The 25,901-nt window shown below is 40.1% G+C and carries 23 protein-coding genes; 13 read left to right on the top strand and 10 right to left on the bottom strand.

What is annotated here, in order from left to right; all coding sequences use genetic code 11:
- The first annotated feature begins 61 nt into the window (after positions 1 to 61).
- Positions 62 to 3,394, top strand: coding sequence for a glycosyltransferase family 117 protein (locus CLV81_RS08335; RefSeq protein WP_106144561.1), 3,333 nt, complete (start codon positions 62 to 64; stop codon positions 3,392 to 3,394).
- 87 nt (positions 3,395 to 3,481) lie between these two features.
- Entirely contained in the window at positions 3,482 to 4,126 is a 645-nt protein-coding gene (locus tag CLV81_RS08330; protein ID WP_106144560.1) for a peroxiredoxin-like family protein, read from the top strand.
- Between the two features lie 52 nt (positions 4,127 to 4,178).
- Here the strand turns inward: CLV81_RS08330 and CLV81_RS08325 are convergent, their stop codons facing one another.
- Both CLV81_RS08325 and CLV81_RS08320 read right to left on the bottom strand, forming a co-directional pair.
- Positions 4,179 to 4,475, bottom strand: a complete 297-nt coding sequence (locus tag CLV81_RS08325) for a thioredoxin family protein (protein WP_106144559.1) — start codon at positions 4,473 to 4,475, stop codon at positions 4,179 to 4,181.
- Between the two features lie 91 nt (positions 4,476 to 4,566).
- Positions 4,567 to 5,799: a metallophosphoesterase gene (locus CLV81_RS08320; RefSeq protein WP_106144558.1), complete on the bottom strand. Its 1,233-nt coding sequence runs from the start codon at positions 5,797 to 5,799 to the stop codon at positions 4,567 to 4,569.
- A gap of 168 nt (positions 5,800 to 5,967) precedes the next feature.
- Here CLV81_RS08320 and polA point away from each other — a divergent pair, with 168 nt between their 5' ends.
- Together polA and CLV81_RS08310 are read left to right on the top strand one after the other, a co-directional pair.
- Positions 5,968 to 8,802: a DNA polymerase I gene (gene polA, locus CLV81_RS08315; RefSeq protein WP_106144557.1), complete on the top strand. Its 2,835-nt coding sequence runs from the start codon at positions 5,968 to 5,970 to the stop codon at positions 8,800 to 8,802.
- Positions 8,803 to 8,812: 10 nt separating this feature from the next.
- Positions 8,813 to 9,268 carry a nuclear transport factor 2 family protein gene (locus CLV81_RS08310; RefSeq protein WP_158259100.1) on the top strand — a complete coding sequence of 152 codons (456 nt, stop codon included), beginning with the start codon at positions 8,813 to 8,815 and terminating at the stop codon, positions 9,266 to 9,268.
- Between the two features lie 50 nt (positions 9,269 to 9,318).
- On the opposite strand, the gene CLV81_RS20550 is transcribed toward CLV81_RS08310, so the two are convergent.
- Positions 9,319 to 9,474, bottom strand: a complete 156-nt coding sequence (locus CLV81_RS20550) for a hypothetical protein (RefSeq protein WP_158259099.1) — start codon at positions 9,472 to 9,474, stop codon at positions 9,319 to 9,321.
- 158 nt (positions 9,475 to 9,632) lie between these two features.
- Positions 9,633 to 10,079: a MarR family winged helix-turn-helix transcriptional regulator gene (locus tag CLV81_RS08305; protein WP_106144555.1), complete on the bottom strand. Its 447-nt coding sequence runs from the start codon at positions 10,077 to 10,079 to the stop codon at positions 9,633 to 9,635.
- 103 nt (positions 10,080 to 10,182) lie between these two features.
- On the opposite strand from CLV81_RS08305, the gene hppD reads away from it, so the two are divergent.
- From hppD to hisC, 5 genes are all read left to right on the top strand, one after another.
- A complete protein-coding gene (gene hppD, locus CLV81_RS08300; protein ID WP_106144554.1) occupies positions 10,183 to 11,316 on the top strand; it encodes a 4-hydroxyphenylpyruvate dioxygenase in 1,134 nt (377 codons plus the stop codon).
- Positions 11,317 to 11,328: 12 nt separating this feature from the next.
- The gene (locus CLV81_RS08295; RefSeq protein WP_106144553.1) at positions 11,329 to 12,486 is read left to right on the top strand and encodes a homogentisate 1,2-dioxygenase; all 1,158 of its coding nucleotides are present in this window, start codon (positions 11,329 to 11,331) and stop codon (positions 12,484 to 12,486) included.
- 83 nt (positions 12,487 to 12,569) lie between these two features.
- Positions 12,570 to 13,790, top strand: coding sequence for a fumarylacetoacetase (fahA, locus tag CLV81_RS08290; protein WP_106144552.1), 1,221 nt, complete (start codon positions 12,570 to 12,572; stop codon positions 13,788 to 13,790).
- Positions 13,791 to 13,879: 89 nt separating this feature from the next.
- Positions 13,880 to 14,779 (top strand): flavin reductase family protein, encoded by a 900-nt coding sequence (locus tag CLV81_RS08285; protein WP_106144551.1) that lies wholly within the window; start codon positions 13,880 to 13,882, stop codon positions 14,777 to 14,779.
- A gap of 1 nt (position 14,780) precedes the next feature.
- Complete coding sequence (gene hisC / locus CLV81_RS08280; protein WP_106144550.1) at positions 14,781 to 15,896, top strand: histidinol-phosphate transaminase; 1,116 nt, start codon at positions 14,781 to 14,783, stop codon at positions 15,894 to 15,896.
- A 133-nt stretch (positions 15,897 to 16,029) separates the two neighbouring features.
- Here hisC and CLV81_RS08275 read toward each other — a convergent pair whose 3' ends face one another.
- Positions 16,030 to 16,527, bottom strand: a complete 498-nt coding sequence (locus CLV81_RS08275) for a lipocalin family protein (RefSeq protein ID WP_106144549.1) — start codon at positions 16,525 to 16,527, stop codon at positions 16,030 to 16,032.
- A gap of 70 nt (positions 16,528 to 16,597) precedes the next feature.
- Positions 16,598 to 19,249 (bottom strand): DUF5916 domain-containing protein, encoded by a 2,652-nt coding sequence (locus CLV81_RS08270; protein WP_245911962.1) that lies wholly within the window; start codon positions 19,247 to 19,249, stop codon positions 16,598 to 16,600.
- Between the two features lie 236 nt (positions 19,250 to 19,485).
- On the opposite strand from CLV81_RS08270, the gene rplM reads away from it, so the two are divergent.
- The 4 genes from rplM to tsf all read left to right on the top strand — a co-directional run bounded on the left by rplM (position 19,486) and on the right by tsf (position 22,571).
- Positions 19,486 to 19,941, top strand: coding sequence for a 50S ribosomal protein L13 (gene rplM / locus CLV81_RS08265; protein WP_106144548.1), 456 nt, complete (start codon positions 19,486 to 19,488; stop codon positions 19,939 to 19,941).
- Positions 19,941 to 20,327, top strand: a complete 387-nt coding sequence (gene rpsI, locus CLV81_RS08260) for a 30S ribosomal protein S9 (protein WP_106144547.1) — start codon at positions 19,941 to 19,943, stop codon at positions 20,325 to 20,327. Before rplM ends, rpsI begins: the two co-directional genes overlap by 1 nt.
- Positions 20,328 to 20,532: 205 nt before the next feature.
- Positions 20,533 to 21,666 carry a 30S ribosomal protein S2 gene (gene rpsB, locus CLV81_RS08255; RefSeq protein ID WP_106144546.1) on the top strand — a complete coding sequence of 378 codons (1,134 nt, stop codon included), beginning with the start codon at positions 20,533 to 20,535 and terminating at the stop codon, positions 21,664 to 21,666.
- Between the two features lie 80 nt (positions 21,667 to 21,746).
- Complete coding sequence (gene tsf / locus CLV81_RS08250; RefSeq protein ID WP_106144545.1) at positions 21,747 to 22,571, top strand: translation elongation factor Ts; 825 nt, start codon at positions 21,747 to 21,749, stop codon at positions 22,569 to 22,571.
- A 69-nt stretch (positions 22,572 to 22,640) separates the two neighbouring features.
- On the opposite strand, the gene CLV81_RS08245 is transcribed toward tsf, so the two are convergent.
- The 4 genes from CLV81_RS08245 to CLV81_RS08230 form a co-directional block, all read right to left on the bottom strand.
- Complete coding sequence (locus tag CLV81_RS08245; protein ID WP_106144948.1) at positions 22,641 to 23,459, bottom strand: DUF4097 family beta strand repeat-containing protein; 819 nt, start codon at positions 23,457 to 23,459, stop codon at positions 22,641 to 22,643.
- A 4-nt stretch (positions 23,460 to 23,463) separates the two neighbouring features.
- Positions 23,464 to 24,330 carry a DUF4097 family beta strand repeat-containing protein gene (locus CLV81_RS08240; protein ID WP_146129863.1) on the bottom strand — a complete coding sequence of 289 codons (867 nt, stop codon included), beginning with the start codon at positions 24,328 to 24,330 and terminating at the stop codon, positions 23,464 to 23,466.
- A gap of 69 nt (positions 24,331 to 24,399) precedes the next feature.
- Positions 24,400 to 25,188: a HEAT repeat domain-containing protein gene (locus CLV81_RS08235; protein WP_106144543.1), complete on the bottom strand. Its 789-nt coding sequence runs from the start codon at positions 25,186 to 25,188 to the stop codon at positions 24,400 to 24,402.
- A gap of 1 nt (position 25,189) precedes the next feature.
- A complete protein-coding gene (locus tag CLV81_RS08230; protein ID WP_211297992.1) occupies positions 25,190 to 25,717 on the bottom strand; it encodes an RNA polymerase sigma factor in 528 nt (175 codons plus the stop codon).
- Positions 25,718 to 25,901 lie beyond the last annotated feature (184 nt).

Below are 25,901 nucleotides of genomic sequence, written 5' to 3'. Positions count from 1 at the left end.
AAGAGGTATGGGTCTCTGTGAGATTTACTAAATTCGCCCCAACTTGGTAATCACCAACTATATGTTTGCAAAAGACTTTAGAAAATGGAACACCCTTCTAGGCTGGGTCTCCTTCGTAATAGCCTTTATGGTTTATGCGCTTACCGTTGAACCTACTGGAAGTTTTTGGGATGCAGGGGAATACATAAGCACTTCGGCCAAACTACAAGTGGGCCACCCACCTGGAGCTCCCTTATTGCAAATGATAGGTGCATTTTTTGCGATGTTTGCTTTTGGAGACACTTCTAAAGTGGCTTTAATGGTAAACTCGGTTTCAATAGTTTCGAGTGCTTTTGCAGTACTTTTTACATTTTGGATTATTACCAACCTAACACGAAAAATGGTAGTCAAAAAGAAACCGTTATCCAATAGCAAAGCTATCGCTGTTTTGGGAAGTGGCTTGGTTGGCGCACTTACCTTCACATTTTCTGACAGTTTTTGGTTCAACGCTGTGGAAACCGAAGTCTATGCTATGGCTAGTTTTATTATGGCCTTATTACTATGGTTGGGCTTAAAATGGACAGACAGCCTTGAAGATAAAAGGGGCAATAGATGGCTTTTGCTCATCTGCTTTTTGGTTGGGTTTACCTTTGGGATACAGTTTATGGGGTTTTTAGCGATTCCTTCCATAGGCTTGCTTTATTACTTTAAAAAGTACAAGACCACAACCGTCAAGAATTTTCTTTTGGCCAATATTGTAGTGGTTACCCTATTAATATTGGTGTATAAATTCTCCTTGACCTATGTGCTCAAACTATTTGGATGGAGTGAGGTTTTCTTTATCAATACTATTGGATTACCCTTCAATTCAGGTACTATAATTATGGGTATTCTTTTTATAGCTGCCTTTTACTTTGGGTTGCGGTATACCAGAAAAAATCAATTCTACTCAGGCAACACCATTGTACTTTGTCTCATGTTTTTGATATTGGGATTCTCTTCGTGGTTGATGCTCCCCATTCGAGCAAACGCCAAGACGGTTGTAAACGAGAACGACCCTTCTGATGCACGTTCACTTTTGGCCTATTACAATAGGGAACAATATCCCGGTGTGGAAAGTCCTTTCTATGGGGCATATTACTCTGACACCTTTGCTCCAGCAGGAGATGATATTGATGATAGGCCCAAATATGAAAAAGATGAAAAACTGGGTAAATATGTGATTGTCAATAATTATAAAAATGCCCTTCAAGGACCAAATGCAAAGCATGTGGGACTTTTGCCAAGATTATGGAGTGATCAACACGCCGAGAACTATATGCGGTATTTTGGAACGTTGGACTTTCGGATAAAATCTGATTATATTTCAAACAATGAACTACGTGAAGCGGTGGCCCAGTTTAAGGCAGCCCATGCACAAGGTGAACTGGATACCGACCAATACATTCGCTTTTTGCGGGACTTCAGTGAATATATAGAAGTAGAGCCCCCATCACTTTGGCAGAACATTCAATATCTTTTCGAGTTCCAGTTTGGCTATATGTACATGCGCTATTTTATGTGGAACTTTGTGGGACGCCAAAACGACGTGCAAGGCCGCTACGATGGTAACGGGAATTGGTTAAGCGGTATTGGTTTTGTAGATAGCCTGCGTTTAGGTAGTCAAAAGAATTTACCAAGCGACTGGAAAAACAACAAGGCCAGAAACACGTATTTCTTCCTCCCGCTCATTCTGGGTATCATCGGGATTGTATTTCAAATTTCTAGAGACCCTAAGCAGTTTTGGGTCTTGTTCGTCTTTTTTATGTTTACCGGTTTGGCGATACAGTTTTATACCAACCCCTACATTTTTCAACCGAGAGAACGGGATTATTCTTTGGTAGGTTCTTTCTTTATATTTTGTATTTGGATTGGTTTGGGTGTGTATGGGTTGTTCGATGAATTCAGAAAACTGCTTTCAGCAAAAATAGCTGCACCCGCTATTACCACTATATGCTTACTCGCAGTTCCTCTACTTATGGGCTTTCAAAATTGGGATGACCATGACCGTTCCGGAAGATATACGGCACAATCTGCTGCAAAAGCATATTTGGATTCTTGTCAGGAAGATGCAGGTGCTATATTGTTCACTATTGGAGATAATGACACCTTCCCTTTATGGTATGCCCAGGAAATTGAAGGTTACCGCACAGATGTTCGAATCGTGAACACAAGTCTTTTCGCCACGGATTGGTACATTGATCAAATGAAGCGTATGGCCTACGAAAGTCAACCGATACCTTCCCAACTGACCCATGATAAATACCATTATGGAGCCCGAGATGCCATATATCATCAACCTATCACTGATAACCGATGGAGCATCAAGGATTTTATCAATTGGGTAGGTAGCGATAAGCCCCAAACCAAACTAAAGTATCTTTTTGAAAAACAGGGAGCGGACTTGAGCCAGTATTCTGAAGGTACTTTGGATATTGTCTACTATCCTACCAACAAAATCAGAATCCCAGTCAACAAACAAAATGTCTTGGAAAGTGGTTTGGTTAAAGAAAAAGATGCGGATTTGATTGTGGATTTTATAGACATTGACCTTCCACAAAGTGCACTTCCCAAGAATAGGATTTTGATGCTGGACCTAATCGCCAACAACGATTGGAAAAGACCCATCTATTTCTCGGGAGGTAGTTTTGACAAGGCGGAATACATTTGGATGAAGGATTATCTACAATTGGACGGCTTAGTATATAAACTTGTTCCTATTCGTACCGAAAATCGTAACAGCTTTGAAATGGGTCGGATAGACAGTGATTTGATGTATGACATTGTAAAAAATTGGGACTGGGGCAATTCGGGAAGTACCGAGATTTACCATGACCCCCAAACGCGTTCCCAAGGGCTTTCTTTTAGGAGTAATCTAGCACGACTAACGGAAACCTTGATTGCCGAAAACAAAATTGATAAAGCTAAGGATGTAATCAATATTGCCATGACCAATCTGCCTTTTGAGTACTTTGGTTTTTATGCTTTTATTGAACCTTTCGTGGATGGATATTTCAAAGTAGGAGAGACGGAAAAAGCCAGGGAACTGTATGAAAAACTTAGAAAAGTGTATCAAGAACGGTTGGATTATTATGCTGCTGCCCCATTGGACGAACAATATGAAAAAATTGATGATATCCTTTCGGATATGCAAGCCTACCGACGTAATATTGACATTCTGATTGAAAACGATGACAGGGACTATGCTGAAAAAGAAACCATTACCTTCAACACTTTTATTGATAAGTTTTCTCAGTTTGTAGGGGACGAGGAAGATGATTTCTTTGAAGAACCGGCTCCGGACCCTGATATGTTGGATTCCGTTCCATTGGACAGTATAAATGCAATGGATACGGTTCCGGACTCAGTGCAGTAGTCCAATTTACCAACTAATTATTCTTTCCAAAGGAAAGCTTAAGCTCTTTTGTTCGACTACATCGCTATAAGAAAATGAAATTTAGTGATGACGCTTACAGAAGAACTTACACAAAAACGGGAGAACTCAGCCAGAGTAATCCCTCAGGATAAATATGAAGTCATGAAACGAAGTACCAAGGAATTATTGGATGCAGAGATTTCAAAGAAGGCCATACAAACCGGTGACATACTTCCTGACTTTATACTCCCCGATGAGAACCAAAAGGAGGTTACTTTGGGTGAGATGCTCCAAGATGACTATTTGATCATATCTTTTTATCGAGGTGGCTGGTGCCCCTATTGTAATATGGAGCTTCGCGCCCTGCAACAATTTTCTGAAGACTTCAAAAACCATGGGGCAAACTTGGTGGCCATATCCCCGGAAACTCCAGACAATTCATTGACCACTTCTGAAAAAAATGAGTTGCAATTCAAAATACTGAGCGATATTGACAATCAATATGCAAAACAGTTGAACTTGGCTTTTCAAATGCCTGAAAATCTGAGGGAAGTTTATCATTCTTTTGGACTACATGTTGATGAGCATAACGGGAACAACGATTATGAGCTTCCTATGCCAGCAACTTACGTAATTGACAAAAACAAAAACGTGATTTACGATTTTGTTCCGGAGGATTATACACAAAGACTCGACCCAAAGGAAATTTTGAGATTCTTACAAAGTCGTTAGTAACTAAGAAATACAGATTAAAAGGCCTGCCAACGACTGCAGGTCTTTGCTTTTAGGTGTATTCATTTAGAATGCCAATAAGGGTGTTGGCATCCTGCTCTCCACTTTGTCTCCATACCATTTCACCCTTTTTATAAATCATTAGGGTTGGTAGTCCTTTGATACGAAGTGCCTGCGAAAGTTCTTTATTCTTGTCAACATCAATTTTAATCACCTTTCCTTTGTCTCCCAAAGCGGCGGCAACATCTCTAAGAACTGGATGCATGGAGGTAGAAGGCTCATTCCATTCTGCATAGAAGTCAAGCAGTACTGGAATGTTTAAATCGATAAGTTCACCAAATTTGGACATAGGCGTACATTGGGTTTGTATCTCAAAAGTAAGAAAATTTGTTAAAATTAACTCGAACGCAAGCTATACAAGGGTTTCAGCTACGTTAAATTCAAGTTAAAGATTTCTTTTTAAGAGTGATGACCGAAATCTCGGGCCAAATTCCAAACCTACCGGGATACCCAATAAATCCGAAACCCCTATTCACATTGATAAACTGTCCGAGTTCTTCATAAATCCCAGCCCAATATTTGTAACGCCACTTTACAGGGCTCCACTTGACCCAACCTGGGATTTCAATTCCAAACTGCATACCGTGGGTATGCCCACTTAAAGTAAGATGGTAGTGATAGTCATCATGAACAACCTGCTGTTCCCAATGCGATGGATCATGACTCATCAAAATCTTGAAGTCGTTGCCCTCTATTCCTTCAACCGCTTTTTTAAGGTCTCCTGCTTTTTTGAATCCACCGGCGCCCCAGTTCTCAACACCAACCAAAGCGATTTTCTTTCCATCTTTTTCCAGGTATCGGTGTTCATTTAACAGTAGGTCAAAGCCCATATCCTTCTGAAGGTCTTTCAAATCCTGCAGGTTTTGGGCCTTTGCTTCCGGAGAGGGCCAGGAAGCGTAATCCCCATAATCATGATTACCTAAAATGGAATACTTGCCATCTTTTGCATCAAGCGTCTCAAAAAGTTCTGCCCAGGGCTTCATCTCTTCGGCCTTGTTATTGACCATGTCACCTGTAAAGAGAATGACATCGCTCTTTTGTCGATTGATTAAATCAACCCCGTAGGCCACTTTATCATAATCATCAAAACTACCGCTGTGCACATCAGAAATCTGGGTTATCTGATACCCATCAAATTCATCGGGTAAGTCATCAAACTCCAAGGCATATTTCAAAACTTTATAATTGTACTTCCCTTTGTACATGCCATAGAGCAAAGCTCCAAAAGGGAGGGCTCCCAAACCTAGAGCCAAGGTGCTTACAAATGCTCTTCTTGAAGGAAGGTAAGTTTGGTTTTCAGTGACTCCGGTTATTTTTCGATATCCCCCAACAAATAAACGAACGATATCTTCCAAAATCATAAATGACCCGAGAACCAATCCCAAAGCAAAGAACGACATAAAAATCCCTCCGGCAATTGCGGTAGATGGGCTCATGGCCGAGCCGGGTTGATATGAATTGAGTTTAATTATGAAATAAATCCAAGCTCCTAAAAACAGAATACCGTACCCCCATTGTGCCCAAGGGTTTTTGAACAAGGTTCGAAAGGCCTGGAATCCATAAAAGACCGAAAAAATGTAAAAAATGGAAAGAACTATAAAAAAGCGTGGCATGCCAATTTTTTTGCAAAGGTATTTTTTTAAGGTTGTTCCACTTCTATTCTTTAGAAGTTTTTAACCTACTCAAGCCATTAGACGAGAAATCAACACTTTTGTTACTCGTATCCCTCGGTTTCGTTTAGCATTAATTCGTAGTTTTGGTTTTCTTCAATATGTACGACAATGTCTGACCAAAAACGACTTTTCTTACTAGATGCCTACGCTTTGATTTTTAGAGGATATTATGCCTTGATAAAAAACCCTCGAATCAATTCCAAAGGCATGGACACCAGTGCCATAATGGGTTTTATGAATTCCCTATTTGATGTAATCAAACGCGAACAACCGGACCATTTGGCCGTGGCCTTCGATAAGGGAGGTAGTGTGGAAAGAACAGAAATGTTTGAGGAATACAAAGCGAACAGGGATGAAACTCCAGAAGCCATAAAAATTGCGGTTCCCTATATCCAATCCATTTTGAATGCGATGAAAATTCCTGTAGTTGAGTTGGAAGGGTATGAAGCCGATGACTTAATAGGCACCTTGGCCAAGCAAGCGGAAAAAGAAGGGTTCAAAACTTTCATGGTCACCCCAGATAAGGATTTTGGGCAGTTGGTATCAGAGAATATCTTTATGTACCGACCAGCAAGAATGGGAAATGGTATTGAGATTTGGGGCATTCCCGAAGTTCAGAAACGTTTTGGAGTGGAACGCCCGGAACAGGTCATAGATTATCTGGGGATGATGGGCGACGCTAGTGACAATATTCCAGGATTGCCAGGTGTTGGAGATAAAACCGCAAAGAAATTCCTTGCCGACTTTGGTTCCATGGAAGGACTTTTGGCCAACACGGACCAATTGAAAGGAAAAATGAAGGAAAAAGTGGAAGACAATGCCGAGTTGGGGCGTCTTTCCAGAAAATTGGCAGAAATCAAAACAGATTGTGAAGTAACCTTCGATGAAAAAGACTTTGAAATGTGTCCACCAGACAGTGAAAAAGTCCAAGTAATTTTTGAAGAACTAGAGTTTAGAAGACTTAAAGAACAGTTTCTTAAAATCTTTTCCGGCGAAGCAGAAACAGTAACCCAAGTAAGCAGTACTGAAACTGCAAAACAAGAAGCCAAAGTAGCAGGTAGCGGCCAATTTACTTTATTTGGTGGTGACCCTGCTGATGCGGCGGCAACAATTAAAGATGTCAATAGCAGAAAAACAGTAAAGGATGTTCTGCATTTCTATCAGACGGTGAGTCATGGTCTTGGGTTAGAACTTTTTTTGGAAAAATTAATGGCTCAAACTTCGGTTTGTTTTGATACGGAAACTACATCCATAAACCCTCTAGAAGCCGAATTGGTGGGGATTGCATTCAGTTGGGAGGCTGGAAAAGGCTTTTACGTACCTGTTCCTGAAGATAAAGAAACCGCCCAATCAATTGTTGAGAAATTGCGTCCCTTTTTTGAATCGGAAGCCATTGAGAAAGTGGGGCAAAACTTGAAGTACGATATCAAGGTGATGCAAAACTATAATGTTGAAGTAAAGGGTAAGCTTTTTGACACCATGTTGGCACATTATCTTATTAATCCAGATATGCGGCACAATATGGATGTATTATCGGAAACATATCTCAACTACACCCCGGTATCTATAACAGAGCTTATTGGAAAAAAAGGGAAAAACCAGTTGAGTATGCGTCAAGTTCCTTTAGAGAAACAGACCGAATACGCTACAGAGGATGCCGATATTACCTATCAATTGGCGCAACACTTCAGACCAGAGCTTTCAGAAGCTAAAACCGACAAACTTTTCGAAGAGATTGAAGTCCCCTTGCTGCGTGTATTGGCAGACATGGAAAGTGAAGGTATCAATTTGGACGAGGGCTACCTCAACAGCTTGTCCACTGAATTGGATGCCGACATCAAAACCCTGGAAAGTAAAATCTACGAACAAGCCGGGGAGCAGTTCAATATCGCCTCTCCAAAACAATTGGGTGAAATACTTTTTGGCAAAATGAAATTGGTGGACAAACCCAAGAAAACAAAAACGGGTCAATTTTCCACATCGGAAGAAGTGTTGTCCTATCTAGCAAAAGACCATGAAATCATTCAAAATGTGTTGGACTTTAGAGGGCTATCCAAATTAAAAAGCACCTATGTGGATGCTCTACCCAATGAGGTACAACAACACAGCGGCAGGGTACATACGGACTATATGCAAACGGTGGCTGCAACAGGAAGATTGAGTAGCAACAATCCTAATCTTCAAAACATTCCCATCAGAACGGAAAGAGGTCGCCAAGTACGCAAAGCCTTTGTACCCAGGGATGAGAATTATGTTTTGTTGGCGGCGGATTATTCCCAAATTGAATTGCGAATCATTGCGGCTTTAAGTGAAGAAGACACCATGATTTCAGCCTTTAAAAACGGGGAGGACATTCATGCCTCAACGGCTTCAAGAGTTTTCAATGTTCCTATTGACGAGGTAACCCGTGAACAACGAAGCAATGCAAAAACCGTAAACTTCGGAATCATTTATGGGGTATCTGCATTTGGATTGAGCAATCAAACGGATTTAAGTCGTTCTGAGGCCAAGGAGCTTATAGATACCTATTACAAGACCTATCCAAAGCTTCGCAATTATATGAGTGAGCAAGTAGACTTTGCCAGAGATAATGGCTATGTACAAACCGTTTTAGGTAGGAGACGATATCTAAAAGATATCAATGCCGGGAATCAGGTGGTTCGTGGGGCGGCAGAACGAAATGCTGTTAATGCACCAATTCAGGGAAGTGCCGCGGATATCATCAAAATCGCGATGATCAATATCCATAAAAAGCTTTCAGAAGGAAATTACAAGACCAAAATGTTGCTTCAAGTACATGATGAACTGGTTTTTGACTGCTACAAACCTGAGTTGGAAGAAATGAAGACACTCATAAAAACAGAAATGGAAAAGGCCTACGAACTCGCCGTACCCTTGGATGTGGAAGTGGGTATTGGGGATAATTGGTTGGAGGCCCATTAAAACAGTTCCTATGAAAATTCACCAATCAATCCTAGTTTTAATCAGCATCTACCTTCTAGGTTGTGAACCTAAAAACTCCGTTGACCACAATGCGCTAATGACATCTATTGAAACGTTCAATAAAGCTTTTTCCGAAGGTGATTTGAAGGTTCTTGATTCCATGACCACAGCAAACTATCTACACACCAATGGTAGCTCCAAGGTAATTGGGAAAAAGGGTTGGTTCAACTATTTGGAAAAACGAAGTAAACGTCTCCAATCTGGGGAAATAGAAGTTTTGAACTACAAATTGGATGAAACCAAAATTGAGTATTTCGGTAATTCAGCTATTGTGACAGGCAAGGTTAGCGTGAAGGTTAAAGATAGTCTTGGCTCAAAAGAAAATAAATACCGAATTACCAATTTGTGGGTTTATGAAAATGAAACTTGGAAGAGAGCAGGCTTCCATGACGGAAAAATAAAGTAAAAATAAAAAAGGCGCCCAATGGACGCCTTTTCAAGTGTATTACATTTTACTTACCAGCCAAAAGCCAGTTTTAATTTTGACTTTCGTGCTTTTTTAACTTCACTTCTTTCAGATGCCCTCTTGGCATCTTCTTCAAAGTGGGCAAACATTTCCATAGAAAATGGGTACGTCTGCCAAACCGTAGGATAATGTTTCAACTTTTTCATGCTACTGTTTTGTTTTGAGACAAATGAGTCGCAAAATTCCCCTTATCCTTACCACACCAAAACAACAATATTACCCTATTTCTATGCTAAATTACCCTAAAACATAGATTTTAAGAATTTGCTCAGATAAAATGACACAGAAACGGTGGTAAAACAGCCTATTTGGAGCTATAATTTTCTCCAATCTGGTCCAAAACCTTTAAGAAGGTCTCAAATTCCATAACATCTAAATCTTTAATGGCTTGCTTACGTAGATTTACAGCATAAGGCAATACTAAGTCGATAACCTCTTTACCCTTAAGGGTAAGCTCCAGCTTAAACCGTTTTTGGTCACCCTCAAATCGTGTTTTGAAAATCCATTCTTTTCCTTCCAACCGACCAATAATTCTAGAGGTCGTGGCCCGGTTTCGGAAATTGGTTCGCACGATTTCCCTTTGTGAAGCTTCATCCCCCAATTCATAAATACGATGCAGAACCACCCACTGCTCAATCGTCATATCCACTCCCAATTCTTCAAAGGTGCGTAGATAGGCATCTTGGATTTTACGCAACACCAAATCCAAGTGTAATCCTATTCCCGATATTTTGTCTATTTGATTGAGCATTTTTAACTTGAATTTTACCTACAAATATACTTTGGTAATACAAAAATATGTATTTTTGTTGCACTAACAACAATAATAATATTACAATATAAAAACGCACACTATGGAAACTTCCACAATCCCTAAAATTCACGATGAAGCCAAAGACTTCATGCCTATAAATGGCACGGATTATATTGAACTATATGTGGGTAATTCAAAGCAAGCCGCACACTTCTACAAAACTGCATTTGGTTTTCAATCCTATGCCTATGCTGGACTTGAGACTGGATTAAAAGACCGAGAAAGCTACGTGGTAATACAGGATAAAATTCGTTTGATATTGACATCCCCTTTAAAAAGTGGGACAGAAATAGGGAAACACATTGATGCTCATGGCGATGGTGTAAAAGTAGTCGCTTTATGGGTGGATGATGCTACCTATGCTTATGAAACCGCAATTGCTAGAGGCGCAAAATCTTACATGGAGCCTGTTGTTGAAGAAGATAAGGACGGTAAAGTGGTGAGAGCGGGCATTTACACCTACGGTGAGACCGTGCACATTTTTGTGGAACGAAAAGACTACCACGGCACTTTCTTGCCAGGTTATATAAAGTGGGAGACACCATACTACAATCCAGAATCGGTAGGTTTAAAATACGTTGACCATATGGTAGGAAATGTGGGATGGAATAAAATGAACCATTGGGTAGAATTCTACGAAAAGGTCATGGGGTTTGTAAACATTCTTTCTTTTGATGATAACGATATCTCCACGGAGTATACCGCGCTTATGAGCAAGGTAATGAGTAATGGCAACGGGCGTATCAAATTCCCGATAAACGAACCTGCGGAGGGCAAAAAGAAATCCCAAGTGGAAGAATATTTGGATTTCTATGAAGGTGAAGGTGTACAACACATTGCCGTTGCTACAGATGACATCATTAAGACCGTTAAAGCTCTTAGAAGCAGAGGTGTTGAATTCTTGAGGGTTCCCGACACCTATTACGATGCCGTTACTGATAGGGTGGGCAAAATCGATGAAGACATTGCTCCATTGAAAGAGTTGGGTATCCTTGTAGATAGAGATGACGAAGGGTACTTACTTCAGATTTTCACTCGTCCCGTAGAGCCTAGGCCTACCATGTTTTTTGAAATCATTCAAAGAAAAGGGGCGCAATCCTTTGGAAAAGGTAACTTTAAGGCATTGTTCGAAGCGATTGAAAGAGAACAAGAAGTTAGAGGTACACTGCACTAAAAATTATATTTTATGCCGATTTATCATAAACTCGGAAAAATTCCGCAAAAGCGACATACGCAATTTGAGAAAACCGATGGCACGCTATACTATGAACAACTGTTCGGCACTATTGGTTTTGATGGCATGTCTTCACTCTTATATCATATTCACCGCCCCACTCAGGTAAAAAAAGTAGGTGAACCCATAGATGTGAGTCCAAAAATTGCCGTGGAAAAAAACATCACCTCCCGTAAGCTAATCGGTTTTGATGTTAAACCACAAGATGATTTTTTGGATGCGCGAGAACCCCTTTTGGTCAATAGTGACGTACACGTTGGCCTTGCCGCCCCTAGAAAATCATTGACATCTTATTTTTATAAGAATGCAGATGCGGATGAAATGCTTTTTATTCACAAAGGCTCCGGGACCCTAAAAACTTTTGTAGGGGACATTCCTTTTGAATATGGGGATTACCTTATCATTCCACGAGGAATGGTTTACCAAATTGAATTTGATACAGAGGATAACCGCATTTTATATGCTGAATCCTTCCATCCGATTTATACCCCAAAACGATACCGAAACTGGTTTGGCCAACTTTTGGAGCATTCCCCATTCTGTGAGAGGGATTATAAATTACCCCAGAATTTGGTAAGTCACGATGAGACGGGAGAGTTTTTGATGAAAATAAAAAAACAAGGCATGTTGCACAGCTTGGTGTACGCAACACATCCGTTTGATGTTGTGGGATGGGATGGCTACAATTATCCTTACGGCTTCTCAATTCACAATTTTGAACCCATCACAGGTCGGGTACATCAACCACCCCCTGTGCACCAGACTTTTGAGACTGGTGCATTCGTTATCTGTTCGTTCTGCCCTCGTTTGTACGATTACCATCCAAAGGCCATTCCTGCGCCTTACAACCATTCCAACATAGATTCTGATGAAGTCTTGTATTATGTAGATGGGGATTTTATGAGCAGAAAGGGTATTGGCCCTGGTTACATATCCTTGCATCCCGCTGGAATTCCACACGGGCCACATCCCGGAACATATGAAGGAAGTATTGGCAAAAAGGGCACAGAGGAATTGGCGGTAATGATAGATACCTTCAAACCTTTACAAGTTACCGAAAATGCCATGAAGATTGATGATGGTGAATATTATCAATCTTGGTTGGATTAATTAAATCAATTTGTCATTCCCGCCTGCGCGGGAATCCATTTAAAAACAGATTCCTGTTTTCGCAGGAATGACGCACCAAAAACATGATTATAAACATACCTGAAAATTCAGATTTTTCAATCCATAACATTCCTTTCGGAATATTTTCAACCCAAGATAGGAGCCCACGAGCTGGAGTGGCCGTTGGGGAGCATATCTTGGATTTGGCAGCACTGGCTGAACTTGATGTATTTGATTTCAACACAGCCGTTTTTGAGAAAGATGTATTGAACGATTTTATCTCTTTGGGAAAGGAAATCACTTCCAGGGTTAGAAAGGATATTCAATATTGGCTCAAAGATGATGAATCTGTCCTAGCTGGAAAACCTGAACTTTTTGTCTTACAAAAGGATGCTCAAATGCATATGCCCGTCTATGTTGGTGATTACACGGACTTTTATTCAAGCATTGAGCATGCCACCAATGTAGGTAAAATGTTTCGCGACCCCGCAAATGCCTTATTGCCCAACTGGAAACATATCCCCGTGGGTTACCACGGTAGAGCAAGTTCCATTGTGGTAAGTGGTGAACCCATTCATCGTCCTAAAGGACAGACGCTACCCAAAGATTCAAGTACACCTGTTTTTGGCCCTTCACAGCGTTTGGATTTTGAATTGGAAATGGGGTTCGTATGTGGAAAAAATACCCAAATGGGTGAATCGGTTTCCACATCAGATGCTGAGGATTATATTTTCGGACTGGTTTTATTCAATGACTGGTCCGCACGTGATATCCAAAAATGGGAGTATGTACCATTGGGTCCATTCTTAGCCAAGAATTTTGCTTCTTCCATTTCACCATGGATAGTGACCTTGGAAGCGTTGGAGCCTTTTCGTGTTTCTGGACCAAAGCAGGAACCCAAAGTTCTTTCCTATTTGGAATATGAAGGAGACAAGAATTACGAAGTTAACTTAGAAGTAGGTATCACACCTGAAAACAGCGAAGAAACCATTATTTGTAAGAGTAATTTCAAATATATGTATTGGAATATGGCTCAACAATTGGCTCACCATACCGTGAACGGATGTAATATTAATGTTGGTGATATGATGGCATCGGGGACCATTTCAGGTAAAAGTGAAGATTCTTATGGGTCTATGTTGGAATTAGCTTGGATGGGAACCAAACCACTCAAAATGAAAGATGGCTCGGAACGAAAGTTCATTAACGACGGAGATACGGTGAACATGCGTGGTTATGCTCAAAAAGGCGATATTCGTGTTGGATTTGGTGAAGTTTCATCAAAAGTTCTACCACCAAAATAAAAGTGAAATGTCATTCCGAAGGAGCGAAGTGACGAGGAATCTAAAATAGATTTCTCACATTCGTTCGAAATGACGTATAAAGAACTAATATGACAAAAACCATAGACCCGACTTGCATTTCGCAACAGGACCTTCATGGCATCTTGCTCACAGCAGTAGCGCCTCGTCCCATTTGCTTTGCAAGCACCATCGATGCTGCTGGAAATGTAAATTTAAGCCCGTTCAGCTATTTCAATGTTTTCAGTTCCAATCCACCGGTGCTTATTTTTTCACCTGCTCGAAGTGGGCGGGATAACACCCATAAGCATTCCTATCTAAATGTAAAGGAAGTTCCAGAAGTGGTCATCAATATTGTCAACCATACTATTGTAGAACAAATGTCCCTTGCAAGCACGGCATATGAACGGGGGGTAAATGAATTCGAAAAAGCCGGACTTACCCAAATTCCAAGTGAAACAGTAAGACCCCCAAGAGTTGGAGAGGCTCCAGTTTCCTTTGAGTGTAAAGTGCAGCAAACCATTGAGCTTGCAGAAGAACCGGGTGCTGGAAACCTGGTAATTGCGAAAGTAGAACGTATCCACATAAGTGAAAAATATTTGACCGATGGGCAGCTTGACACTAAAAAACTGAATTTGGTAGGAAGAATGGGAGGCAGTTGGTACGTGAGAGCTTCGGAAAGTGCACTCTTTGAAATTCCCAAACCTATTCGAACCAAAGGTATTGGAGTTGACGCATTGCCCAAGGGGATTCGTGAAAGTGAGGTTTTAACCGGAAACAATCTGGGACGCCTTGGCAACCTTGAAGCTTTACCCAGCCAGGATGATTTGAATTCCATCCAAAAAGATGACGAAGTACAAATGATGATTAAAAAGTTAGGAGGAGCTTCGGAAAAATTGAAAAGCCAATTGCACTGGTTGGCACAGAGAATTTTAGAGGATGGAGAGACTACTAAGGCCATGGCCTTGCTAATGTATACTGAAACCTTATGACATGGAAAAAGGAATCGAATCCATTTTCAAACCCCATTTAGAGCCGAAGGAAGTATACAAAGGGGGAAAAAATCTTCCGAAGGAATCCAACAAAAAAATATACAAGCTTTCCTCAAATGAGAATCCATTGGGGCAGTCTCCAAAAGCCACTGAGGCTCTTATACAGGCGGCTACCAATGTGGCCATCTATCCAGACCAAACCGATATTCGATTACGAGAGACACTGGTAGCTGACTTTGACCAACAGTTAAAGGTGGACCAATTTATCTGCGGTAACAGTGGGTCGGAAATTATTGATATGTTGTTACGGGCCTTCATCAATGAAGGGGATGAGGTAATTTATTCCAATCCCTGTTTTTTGCCCTATTCAGTTTTTTCAAGATGGTATGGGGCTAAATTGATTGATGTTCGCCTTAAGGGTACCGATTACGCCTTAGATGTTGAAGGTATCTTGAATGCTATCACCCCTAGGACCAAGGTAATTTTTTTAACCAGTCCCAATAATCCCACAGGAACCTATATTCCCAAAAACGTACTTGAAGATTTCCTAGACCGAATTCCAAAGAATATCGTTATTGTTTTTGATGAGGTATACAGACATTTTGCGAATGCCGAAGATTATACCTCAGCCCTACCCTATGTAAAAGCTGGCCATAATGTTATTGCCATTAATAGTTTTTCCAAAACCTATGGTTTGGCCGGTTTACGTGTGGGTTATTGCTATACTACTTCTAAAATTGCCAACTACATTCGTCAAATCCATAAACCTTTTCTTTTACCACTAACATCTTTGGAAGCTGCCATCGGTGCTTTGAATGATTCAGAATTTGTTGCCGAAACGGTCAAAACCGTTCTAGAAGGAAGAGGATTCTTGGAAAATGAATTCCAAAGACTGGGAATTACATATTGGCCTTCACAGGGCAACTTCTTTATAATAGACCCACCCATACCAGAATTTGAATTTACCGATTTTCTCATGAACGAGGGTGTTATGGTTCGCCCTGTTTCACAGTTTGGTGCTCCCGGAAAAGTACGTATAACTATAGGCACTCAAGAAGCAAATGAAGCCTTGGTGAAAGCCCTAGAAAAAATAAAGGGGCTGTCTAAAAAAGAGTAAGAGTTGTCATTCTGAATTCATTTCAGAATCTCAATATTTTGAAATACAAGTATTTAAAGGGAACCTGAAACAAGTTCAGGTTGACGAAACCATACTTTTTAGACAGCCTCTTTCTTTTAGGTTTTTAGCTCTATTATTGTCTGGTGAATATTGCACCAGCTCCAGTGAAATTCTGAGCATCAATGTCCTCGCCCGCAATAATTAAAGTGTTATCTCCTTCAAAGGCTATGGTTATGGTCTCCTCTTCCAAATTTTCGTTGATGAAGGTAAGTTGATTCCCTTCCAAGGACCAAATTGAATTTTCAGTGTCACTTTCTGTAGGGCATGGGATATCCAATCCGTTCATTCCAACATTAATGGAAATAAAACTAGCTCTATCTACAGATGTAACCGTACCATCTTCATTAAATGTGAATGTGATTAGGTCACAGTCAATTCCCTGAAGAAATGCAACAATTTCTTTGGCAAAGTCAAGGTCATCACTGTCGACTCCACTATCAATACGTAAGTCAGTCAATACCCAAGTACCTACCAAACGGTTTTCCGAACCCATTGCATCGTTGTCATCCGCATCATTGGAACAAGAAAATGATAAGGTAACAACAGCAAGAAACAATACTATCTTTTTCATGATTTTGTTTGTGAGGTTATTGCGGGAATAACGCAAAAAGCATCAAAAAAGTATCACAACACCTTGAAATTTAGAGGACAAAACGATATGTCGCTTTTAAGAGAAATATGTTTTGAGGTTGCTGTCCAAAAATATTATCACTCAATCCGTCCAAAAGACCTTGGGATGGGTCACCACTTTGCGAAATATCCTGGGACCATACCAAAAAGATTTCCGAACCGGGAATATACTCCCATCGAATCACCAAATTGGAGCGAAACTGCACGAAAGAAAAATCCGGATCGTCAAAACTAAAATCTGTTGAACCCGTTACGTTTTCATCCACAGCATACGTGCCATCCGAAAGAGTAACCTCATTGTCCGTATAGGCCAAAAAACGATTTTCAAAACGTTGGGCCGTGGCATCGGTGACATGTTTGAAATTGGAATAGCGTCCCCTTGAAATGAAGGGCTGCCCCCAATATTGAACCGTCAAATTGGGATTGATGGTATAATTGAATCTGAATGACATACTAAGGGTACGTTGCTGAATTTCACCATTCAAATACCTTGGGGAACCGTTTATATCTTCAAAGTTCTCAATGAACTGAAGCTTATCATTATTAATGCTCAAAGATGGAAAAGCAGAAACACGGATGGCATTTACCGGTTGATAGACCAATCCTGCTTCAATAAAATAAGACCTATAGGAGTCATCAACCGCCTTTTGCCCACGATGGAAGAAATTGAAACGTAGCTTTTTTCTGTTGTCCGTCCGTATTGAGTTCCAAAAACTTACGTCTGGGGAGCGTTTTAACCTAGGTCCCCCGCGTAAAGCAAAATTATCGTACCGTCTTGGTCCATAGTTGAATCCAAAATTGCTAAACCAGTTATTTTGCCAATTTTGCCAACTGTTGGTATTGAAACGGAGAATATTATGGTTTCCGTTAAAATCCCACGCACTCCAATGATTATAATTGATTCCTACCCTTCTAAAGGTTTTGTCCGGTTTGAGCGTTTGATAACCTACCCAAGTATAATGTCGAATATCATCGGATTGTCTTTGAAATCCGATATCGTTCAGTTCCAATTCTGGAGATCTCCATGTACCTCCTGTCTCAAATCTCCAATGGCCACTACCAATTTTCCCTATTTGAAGGTTCCCGGCACTCCCTGTCAAAGAAGTTCTATTTGGGTCCACAGCCACATGTTCAGCATCCACCCGTTGGAACAGATGGGTAATGGATTCTTGAGTATTCTGGATAGCCTCTTGACTTCCTTGTACATGACTTAGAATAAGATTTCCTTCCACATACCAATCCCTGTTGTGCCATTGATGTTTAAAATCCACTCCACCGGTATAAGCGGAGCGATGCAAAAAGTCAAGTTGCTCCGTTAGATTGTCTCTATTGGTCGCAGTAAAAATTCCTCCGATATAGGAATTTCTATCATTAAAATCCTTTTGAAGCCTTCCTACAAAATAGTTGGTCAACGGCTCCACCATTTCCCTTCTTCCATCCCCTTCTTCATTCACGATTGAAGCATAGCGACGTGCCGTAACACTTTCCAAAACCCCTATGGCCCATCCATCCTTAGTTTTGCCACTAAACTTCGCAGCACCAATAATGGGAGTGTTGGCGGGTTGGTCTACAAATTCATCATCCGAAGTATCGGGAGACCCTTGAGGGCTTCTTCCTATTCTACGGGAATAAAAGACATTATCAAATCCAAAGGTATTTCCAGCTTCAGATTGTGATACATTAAAATCGAAAATATTCTTGTTTTCTACGAAGAACGGGCGTTGTTCTCGAAAGAAAATTTGAAAACCATCAAGAGCAATGGCAGAAGGGTCGGCTTCAACCTGACCAAAATCTGGATTTACTGTCAAATCCAAAGTTAAGTCGTTGGTAATACCAATCTTTGCATCCAGTCCTACAGTTACATCATTGTCGTTTCCATCCCTAAAAGGATTTCCTTCCTCGGCTTCATATGTTTCCCCACTTGTTACCGTGTACGGTTGTATCTCCAATTGTTTTTGGGGTTCAATGTTTTTGAGGCCATGCAATTCACCAAACTCACTTACCCATCCAGGTTGGTCTATGGGTTTTCTCTGCCACAAGGAGCGTTCTTCGGCCCTAAAAAACCGTCTTGTCGACTGAAGTCCCCACACCTGATCATCGGCTCCACTGAATTTTAATTGACTTAAAGGAATTTTGAGCTCGGCTGTCCAACCCTCTTCGTCCACATTGGTTTTGGTATACCAGATTGGGTTCCAACTTCCGTCCCAGTTACTGCCATTGTTTGAAACAAACTCGTCTCCCTTAACTCCTGCAGCGGTAACCGTAAACGAAAATGCAGTGCGTTTATCATGATAACTGTCAATGTTGAATTCCACCCAATCTCCATCAAACCCATCTCTACGTGATAATCTTTTTACAATCTTATCGGGTTCTGCATCATAACAACGTACTCCAATATATAGGTACTTAGTGTCATACACAATCTTAAACTTTGTCTGATAGCTCGGTGGGGTATTTTCATCGGGTTGCAACTCTACATAATCTCCTGTCCATTCTACGGTATTCCATACTTGATCATTAAGTAGTCCATCTATGGAAGGTGGTTGATTCTGCTCAATGGCCTTGGTTACATAAATTTTTATAGGAACTACTTCTGTTGAGTCTTGTGCGCTTGCCCAAATAGAAAGAAAAAGCAGGGCCAGTAAAAGGGTTGGTCGTCTCACTGTTTCCGTTTTTTGATTTGATAGTTAAATTAAAGACCAGCAAAAATGAAATCAGTTACAGTTTGCCTCAATTTTAGTTGGACTTTAACATATCTTGACCAAAACTTTGATGTTGCTCGAGACTCTTTCAAAAATTAAAAAATAATCAATAACAACCATTTGTAATTCAATCTAATAATTGTACATTTGCAGCCCGTTAAAAACGGATAGGTTATTAAAAGATTAATATTCTCACAGTGGATACATTAAGTTACAAGACAATTTCCGCAAACAAATCAACCGTTACCAAAGAATGGTTGTTGGTAGATGCAGAAGGACAAACATTGGGTAGGTTAGCTTCCAAAGTGGCTAAGTTGCTAAGAGGAAAACACAAGCCTAGCTTTACTCCCCATGTGGATTGCGGTGACAATGTAATTGTCATTAATGCCGAAAAAGTAAGCTTGTCTGGAAACAAGTGGGCCGAAAAGACATACCAAAGATATACTGGTTATCCTGGAGGTCAGCGTGAAACAACTGCAACAGAAATGTTGGACAAGCACCCTGAGCGCATTGTTGAAAAATCTATAAAAGGAATGCTTCCAAAAAACAGATTGGGCGCCGATCTTTTTAGAAACTTAAAAGTGTATGCAGGTACTGAGCACGGCCACGATGCACAAAAACCACGAGCAATAAACTTAAACGACTACAAATAATGGAAGTTGTTCACAAAATAGGTAGAAGAAAAACTGCAGTAGCAAGGGTTTATGTTTCTGAAGGAAAAGGAAACATCACAGTAAACAAAAGAGATTACAAAGATTATTTTGGAACTGCTCCTTTGCAATACAAAATTCAACAGGCATTTGCTTTGACCGGTACCGAAGATACATATGACGTAAAAGTTAATGTATACGGCGGTGGAATTACAGGTCAGGCCGAAGCTATTCGTTTAGCCCTTTCAAGAGCTATGTGCGAAATAAATGAAGAAAACCGAACTGTTCTTAAACCGGAAGGCCTACTAACTAGAGACCCAAGAATGGTTGAACGTAAGAAGTTTGGTCAAAAGAAAGCGAGAAAGAAATTCCAATTCTCGAAACGTTAAGAATACCGGACATTATTTGTCCACAATTATAAGTTCATTGAAAACCCTGAAACCATTCAGGGTTAAATTTTTAATCAAGTTGTCGTTGTTCCAAAGAGCAAACATCAACTTTTTGGATACTAGTTTAGCATCTAAATGAAAGGGGCGAACCCAGGTGACCACCCTTTCATTGCTAATACAACGGAACGTAAACTAAGTACAAAAGATGGCAAGTAAACCAGAAGTTAAAGACTTATTGGAAGCAGGTGTGCACTTCGGACACCTAACAAGAAAGTGGAATCCCAACATGGCCCCATACATTTACATGGAGCGAAACGGAATTCACGTGATTAATCTCTACAAGACCGTAGCAAAATTAGACGAGGCCAAAGAAGCATTGAAAAAAATAGCTTCTTCCGGTAGAAAAATTCTTTTCGTTGCTACCAAAAAACAAGCAAAAGACATTGTTGCCGATAAGGTATCCAAAGTCAATATGCCATACATCACTGAAAGGTGGCCCGGTGGAATGTTGACCAACTTTGTTACTATTCGAAAAGCAGTCAAGAAAATGGCAGCTATCGATAGGATGAAAAAAGACGGTACCTTCAATACTCTTTCCAAAAAAGAAAGATTGCAAGTGGACCGTTTGAGAGCTAAGTTGGAGAAAAACTTAGGTTCAATAGCTGACATGACCCGTCTTCCTGGCGCTATTTTCATAGTGGACACTATGAGAGAGCATATCGCAGTGAAAGAAGCCCAAAAATTGAACATTCCTATTTTCGCCATGGTGGATACCAACTCCGATCCAAGGCCCATTGATTATGTAATTCCAGCAAATGATGATGCAGGTAAATCGATTGAAGCCATTTTAGGAGAAGTTACCAGCGCTGTTGCTGAAGGTTTGGCAGATCGTAAAAACGATAAGCAAGAAGAAAAAGCAGAAGCAAAAGAGACTGCTGAAGCTCCACAAGAGGAAGTTGTAGCTGCCGTTGAGGAAGCTCCGGCTAAAGAAGAGGAAACGATTACAGAAGTAGAAACCGTTGTAGAAGAAACTCCGGTAGAAGTAGTTGAAGAACCTAAAGAGGCTCCCGCAGTAGCCAAGGCCGAAGTGGAAGATTTAACCAAAATTGAAGGAATTGGGCCAAAAGCCGCTGAAGCGCTTAGTAACCAAGGAATAAACACCTACGCTATTTTGGCAAAAACGGATGCTGAAAAAATCAAAGAGATTTTGACCGAAGCGAGTTCTAGAATGGCTCATTTGGATCCAACAAGTTGGGGGAAACAAGCCCAAATGGCTGCAGATGGCAAATGGGACGAACTTAAAGAATGGCAGGACAAGGCTAAAGGAGGGGTTGAATAATCTATCCTTTAATTAACATTGTCCTAAAGCGAAATACCGCAACACTGTTTTATTTTATATAAATTTTAAACACAGAAAAAATGGCAAAGATTACCGCCGCAGATGTAAATAAACTTAGAAAAATGACCGGGGCCGGAATGATGGACTGTAAAAAAGCCCTAGTTGAAGCTGAAGGTGATTTTGAAAAAGCAATAGAAATCCTTAGAAAAAAAGGTCAAAAAGTGGCTGCAAAAAGAGCAGACCGTGATTCTTCAGAAGGCGCTGCAATTGCTAAAGTTAATGGGAATCAATCCAGTGGGGTCATTATCTCATTGAATTGTGAAACCGACTTCGTTGCCAAAAATGACAGCTTTGTTTCTTTGGCCAATGAATTAGCAGAGCTTGCTTTGGATTTTGATAGTAAAGATGCTTTCCTAGATGCAGCATACAATGGGATGACCGTTGCTGAGAAGCTTACGGAACAAACCGGTGTAATCGGGGAGAAAATTGAAATTGGAAGTTTTGCAAAATTGGATGCTCCTTTTGTAGGTTCATACATTCATGCTGGAAATAAGATTGCCACTTTGGTGGGTCTTTCCGCTTCCGTTGATGGTGCTGCTCAAGCTGCAAAAGACGTAGCTATGCAAGCTGCCGCAATGAACCCTGTTGCATTGAATGAGGAAGGTGTTGACCAAGCTACAATTGACAAGGAAATTGAAATTGCCAAAGATCAATTACGTCAAGAAGGAAAGCCAGAAGCAATGCTGGAAAATATTGCAAAAGGTAAACTGAAGCGTTTCTTCAAAGACAATACACTGATTAATCAAGCTTTTATTAAAGATAGCAAGCAAAGTGTTGCTCAATATGTAAAATCTGTAGATTCCGGTTTGGAAATCACAGGATTCCAGAGAGTAGCATTGGGATAAGAATACATATTTCATCAATAAAAAAGGCCGCTTTTAGAGCGGCCTTTTTGTTTCATTGGTATAATATTACTATTTCGACTTGATGTATACATCTCCATTGAAAGTCTTGAATAGCATTTCAGGCCCTCCACCATTAATTTTACCCCGCACCCATTGCTCTATTTTCACCTTGTAGGTGCCCGATGACCTATTATCGCTCACTTCTGGTTGGTTTGCAGAAACGGCCATATCAAAATCTGTATAAATTTCTCCCATATCCGACTTTGCCTTTACATCTGCTTTCAAAGAACTGGGAAAAGTGATATCCACATCGCCGTTAAGACTACTAAATGCCATATTCGCATCTGTGGTTATACTCTTGAAATTTACTTTGATATCCCCATTAACTGTATCGGTGGAAGCTGACCCGCTAACCCCTTCCAAAGTTATTTCTCCATTTACATTACTAATTTCCATTTCGCCGTTAACTCCCGTCACAAAGATGTTTCCATCGTTAACAGTGGATAATTTCAAGGAAAAGTTCCTTGGAACTTTAATTTCCAGATTGGTGATTCTATTCCATTGTTCATTAATCACTCGGACAACGTTATCCTTTTCCTCTGCCCCAATGTTTAATGATGTACTTGAAATACGCTTCATTCCTGGCTTTTCTTTACTGTCATCTTTGTAATGCTGTTTTTTACTTCCGAAAGAAGCCTTGATTACCACTTCCTTCCCTTCGTATGCTTCAACTTTGATAGAGCCCGCTATTTGATCTACCACCAATTTGCCCGGATTGTTCGGATTACTTAAAGGAACCGAAAACAAATCGATACTGTCCTCCTGAGCTATTAGTCCGTTTATTGCCAAAAAAGCAAAGAGCATTGTTATATATTTTATCTTTTTCATTGTACTATATTTTTTTGATGTATACATTTCCGTTTAAAGTTTCAAAATCAAAATCCACAGAACCTTTTCCAATTTGAACCACGGGTCGCGATTCAAACTTAAACTTTGGTTTACTTCCTTCCCCAATGGATTTATTGGTTCGCGTAAACTGTTTGTTGATATCAAAATCCGTAAATATATCTCCGTTCATACTTTTAAAAGAAATATTGGCGGAAAGTGATTTCTGATAGGAGATATTGATATCTCCATTCAACGAATAATACTCAGATGCTTCCGTGGGATTGTTTGCATAAGATATGGTAACTGGTCCATTGATACAGTTTACTTTGGTTTTTCCTGTAACATTGGTAAGTGTAATACCCCCATTGATGTTTTCAGCTTTCAGATACTTACCTCGAGTGTTCTCTACCAAAACCTCACCATCATTAACTGTCCCCACATCAATGATCATGGTATTCGGAACCTTTACTTTGATGTCCAGTTTATGCTCATAGCTTAGGTCATACGAATTGTCGCACCACCGATATCTCAGTTTCTCCTCATCAAAATCAATATAGGGGGCATCTGGACGAACTATTATCTTGTTGGGTAACTTCGTAATCTTCAATTGAAGTTCAGATTTTCCCAATTCCAAATCTGACTTGGTTTCAGCCAGAATGCTACGTTCCACCTCCACTTGGACGGTTCTTCCGGAATATCCCACAATTTCGATGGAACCAAAGACATTTTTAACCACTAAGTTACTTTCAGAAGCATTTCCTACCTCCACTTCTTTTTGAATCACCTCGGTGAACTCCTTCTTTTGCGCGGTCATGTGTTGGACACATATCCCCACACTTAATGACAGTATTACAATTAACTGTTTTCTCATTTTAAATACATTTTAACTGTTCGTAATTTGATTTGGTCCTTATAAAAGGACAGATTGATAAATAAACTCCTATATGATAGATTCAATAGAATTCTTGATTTTCTTTTTTACTGTAGTATCCAATTCTTGTTCTTTCAATAGTTGTTTGAAAGGTTCAATGGATGCTTTTTCTTGTAGGGCCACCATTAGATTTGCTAGAGTAATCTGCATGATAGGAGACTCCTGATTGGGAATGGCCTGCACCAAACCTTGACGCACCAAAGGATTATCCACATAATTGGTCAAAGATTCCACGGCGGCAAGTCTCACATTCACATTAGTGTCACTGTTCAATGTTTTCAAAAGCGCCTTTATTACTATTTCATCCACTTTGGCAATTTTATTGGCCTCACCTACCCCTTGCAATCTCTGGTTAGCCGACGGCTGTTCCAAAAGAGTAAGCACCAATTTTTGTCTTACTTCTTCCGTTTCTATGTCCACAACATTATTTTCTGTTGATGCCTCTTCTTTGGGAGACAAAAAGTAGCCCAATCCCAAACCAATAAGCAGTAGCAATGCTCCCAGTGCAAATTGTGGCCTGAACCATCCAAACCACTCGTCTACAATATTCTTAGATGTATTTGCCTGATTCTTTTCCACTTCTTTGGAAAGCATGTTGAAGAAAGAATCATCCATCTTTTTTGAAGGTTCTGGTGAATTAAGCTTTTGAATCGAATGCCAAGATGCTTCCAAATCCAAATATGTTTTTTGATATTCCGGATTCTCCTTTAGAAGCGTGTCGAACATGTCTTTATCACTCACGGTCATTTCACCAGCCAAGTAATCCATCACCATTATCTCAAATGTTTCCTTATCCATGTTATCCTATTTCTAATTCTAAAAAAATACCTCTCAATTCTTTGAGTGCCCTGTGCACCCTTACTTTTGCTGCTCCTTCGGAACAACCAATTATTTCAGCCAATTCAGAAAATTTTAATCCTTTATACTTCGTCAATATCAACAGTTCTCTTTTTTCTTCCGACAATTGAGCCATCGCTCTTCTTAAAAGAGCATTGTTCCCCTCAGTCTCAATCCCCTCGTTCAACTCGTCGTTCATCGGATCCCTTATTTCAATATTTGAAGAACTACTTGACACCTCGGTTTTTGCAGCTTTCTTATGATAGTCATAATTCACATTTCTAGCCATTCTGAACATCCATGCCCCAAAAGCTCCATTCCCTGAGAACGAACTCCGATATTGCAACATTCTTACAAAAACATTCTGAACAAGGTCTTCACTTACGGATGGATTATTTCCCAGATTATAGAAGAAACCAAATAGTTTATTTTTATGCCGTTCATACAATAGCCCCAGTTTATCAAGGTCTCCTTTTTTGACTTTAAGCATAAGAGAGTTGTCCGTAAGATCTTGCAAGTTGTCCGTTATTTTAGGTTCGTTTAAGGGAATACTGTCCTAAATTCAAAAGGTTACAAAATGTATTCTTTTTTCTTCATTTTATTATGAAATCATTGAGTTTTCTAGACTCATGGCGTAAATATTTTTGATTATTTTTGTCCGGATTTCAACTCGG

Origin of the sequence: Flagellimonas meridianipacifica (genome assembly GCF_003001695.1) — a bacterium.
Lineage (GTDB): Bacteria > Bacteroidota > Bacteroidia > Flavobacteriales > Flavobacteriaceae > Flagellimonas > Flagellimonas meridianipacifica.
Note: the sequence above shows the minus strand (reverse complement) of the source record. Positions and strands in the feature narration are given on the sequence as shown.

Bases quoted from the DNA above. Each gene is read 5' to 3' on its own strand.
- CLV81_RS08320 (WP_106144558.1), bottom strand. From the start codon at position 5,799: ATGCCACGCTTTTTTATAGTTCTTTCCATTTTTTACATTTTTTCGGTC.
- CLV81_RS08305 (WP_106144555.1), bottom strand. From the start codon at position 10,079: ATGCTCAATCAAATAGACAAAATATCGGGAATAGGATTACACTTGGAT.
- CLV81_RS08285 (WP_106144551.1), top strand. From the start codon at position 13,880: ATGACAAAAACCATAGACCCGACTTGCATTTCGCAACAGGACCTTCAT.
- tsf (WP_106144545.1), top strand. From the start codon at position 21,747: ATGGCAAAGATTACCGCCGCAGATGTAAATAAACTTAGAAAAATGACC.
- rpsI (WP_106144547.1), top strand. From the start codon at position 19,941: ATGGAAGTTGTTCACAAAATAGGTAGAAGAAAAACTGCAGTAGCAAGG.
- CLV81_RS08295 (WP_106144553.1), top strand. From the start codon at position 11,329: ATGCCGATTTATCATAAACTCGGAAAAATTCCGCAAAAGCGACATACG.
- CLV81_RS20550 (WP_158259099.1), bottom strand. From the start codon at position 9,474: ATGAAAAAGTTGAAACATTATCCTACGGTTTGGCAGACGTACCCATTT.
- CLV81_RS08240 (WP_146129863.1), bottom strand. From the start codon at position 24,330: ATGAGAAAACAGTTAATTGTAATACTGTCATTAAGTGTGGGGATATGT.
- hppD (WP_106144554.1), top strand. From the start codon at position 10,183: ATGGAAACTTCCACAATCCCTAAAATTCACGATGAAGCCAAAGACTTC.
- CLV81_RS08330 (WP_106144560.1), top strand. From the start codon at position 3,482: ATGACGCTTACAGAAGAACTTACACAAAAACGGGAGAACTCAGCCAGA.
- CLV81_RS08335 (WP_106144561.1), top strand. From the start codon at position 62: ATGTTTGCAAAAGACTTTAGAAAATGGAACACCCTTCTAGGCTGGGTC.
- CLV81_RS08235 (WP_106144543.1), bottom strand. From the start codon at position 25,188: ATGGATAAGGAAACATTTGAGATAATGGTGATGGATTACTTGGCTGGT.
- CLV81_RS08275 (WP_106144549.1), bottom strand. From the start codon at position 16,527: ATGAAAAAGATAGTATTGTTTCTTGCTGTTGTTACCTTATCATTTTCT.
- fahA (WP_106144552.1), top strand. From the start codon at position 12,570: ATGATTATAAACATACCTGAAAATTCAGATTTTTCAATCCATAACATT.
- polA (WP_106144557.1), top strand. From the start codon at position 5,968: ATGTCTGACCAAAAACGACTTTTCTTACTAGATGCCTACGCTTTGATT.
- CLV81_RS08310 (WP_158259100.1), top strand. From the start codon at position 8,813: ATGAAAATTCACCAATCAATCCTAGTTTTAATCAGCATCTACCTTCTA.
- CLV81_RS08325 (WP_106144559.1), bottom strand. From the start codon at position 4,475: ATGTCCAAATTTGGTGAACTTATCGATTTAAACATTCCAGTACTGCTT.
- hisC (WP_106144550.1), top strand. From the start codon at position 14,781: ATGGAAAAAGGAATCGAATCCATTTTCAAACCCCATTTAGAGCCGAAG.
- CLV81_RS08245 (WP_106144948.1), bottom strand. From the start codon at position 23,459: ATGAAAAAGATAAAATATATAACAATGCTCTTTGCTTTTTTGGCAATA.
- rpsB (WP_106144546.1), top strand. From the start codon at position 20,533: ATGGCAAGTAAACCAGAAGTTAAAGACTTATTGGAAGCAGGTGTGCAC.
- CLV81_RS08230 (WP_211297992.1), bottom strand. From the start codon at position 25,717: ATGCTTAAAGTCAAAAAAGGAGACCTTGATAAACTGGGGCTATTGTAT.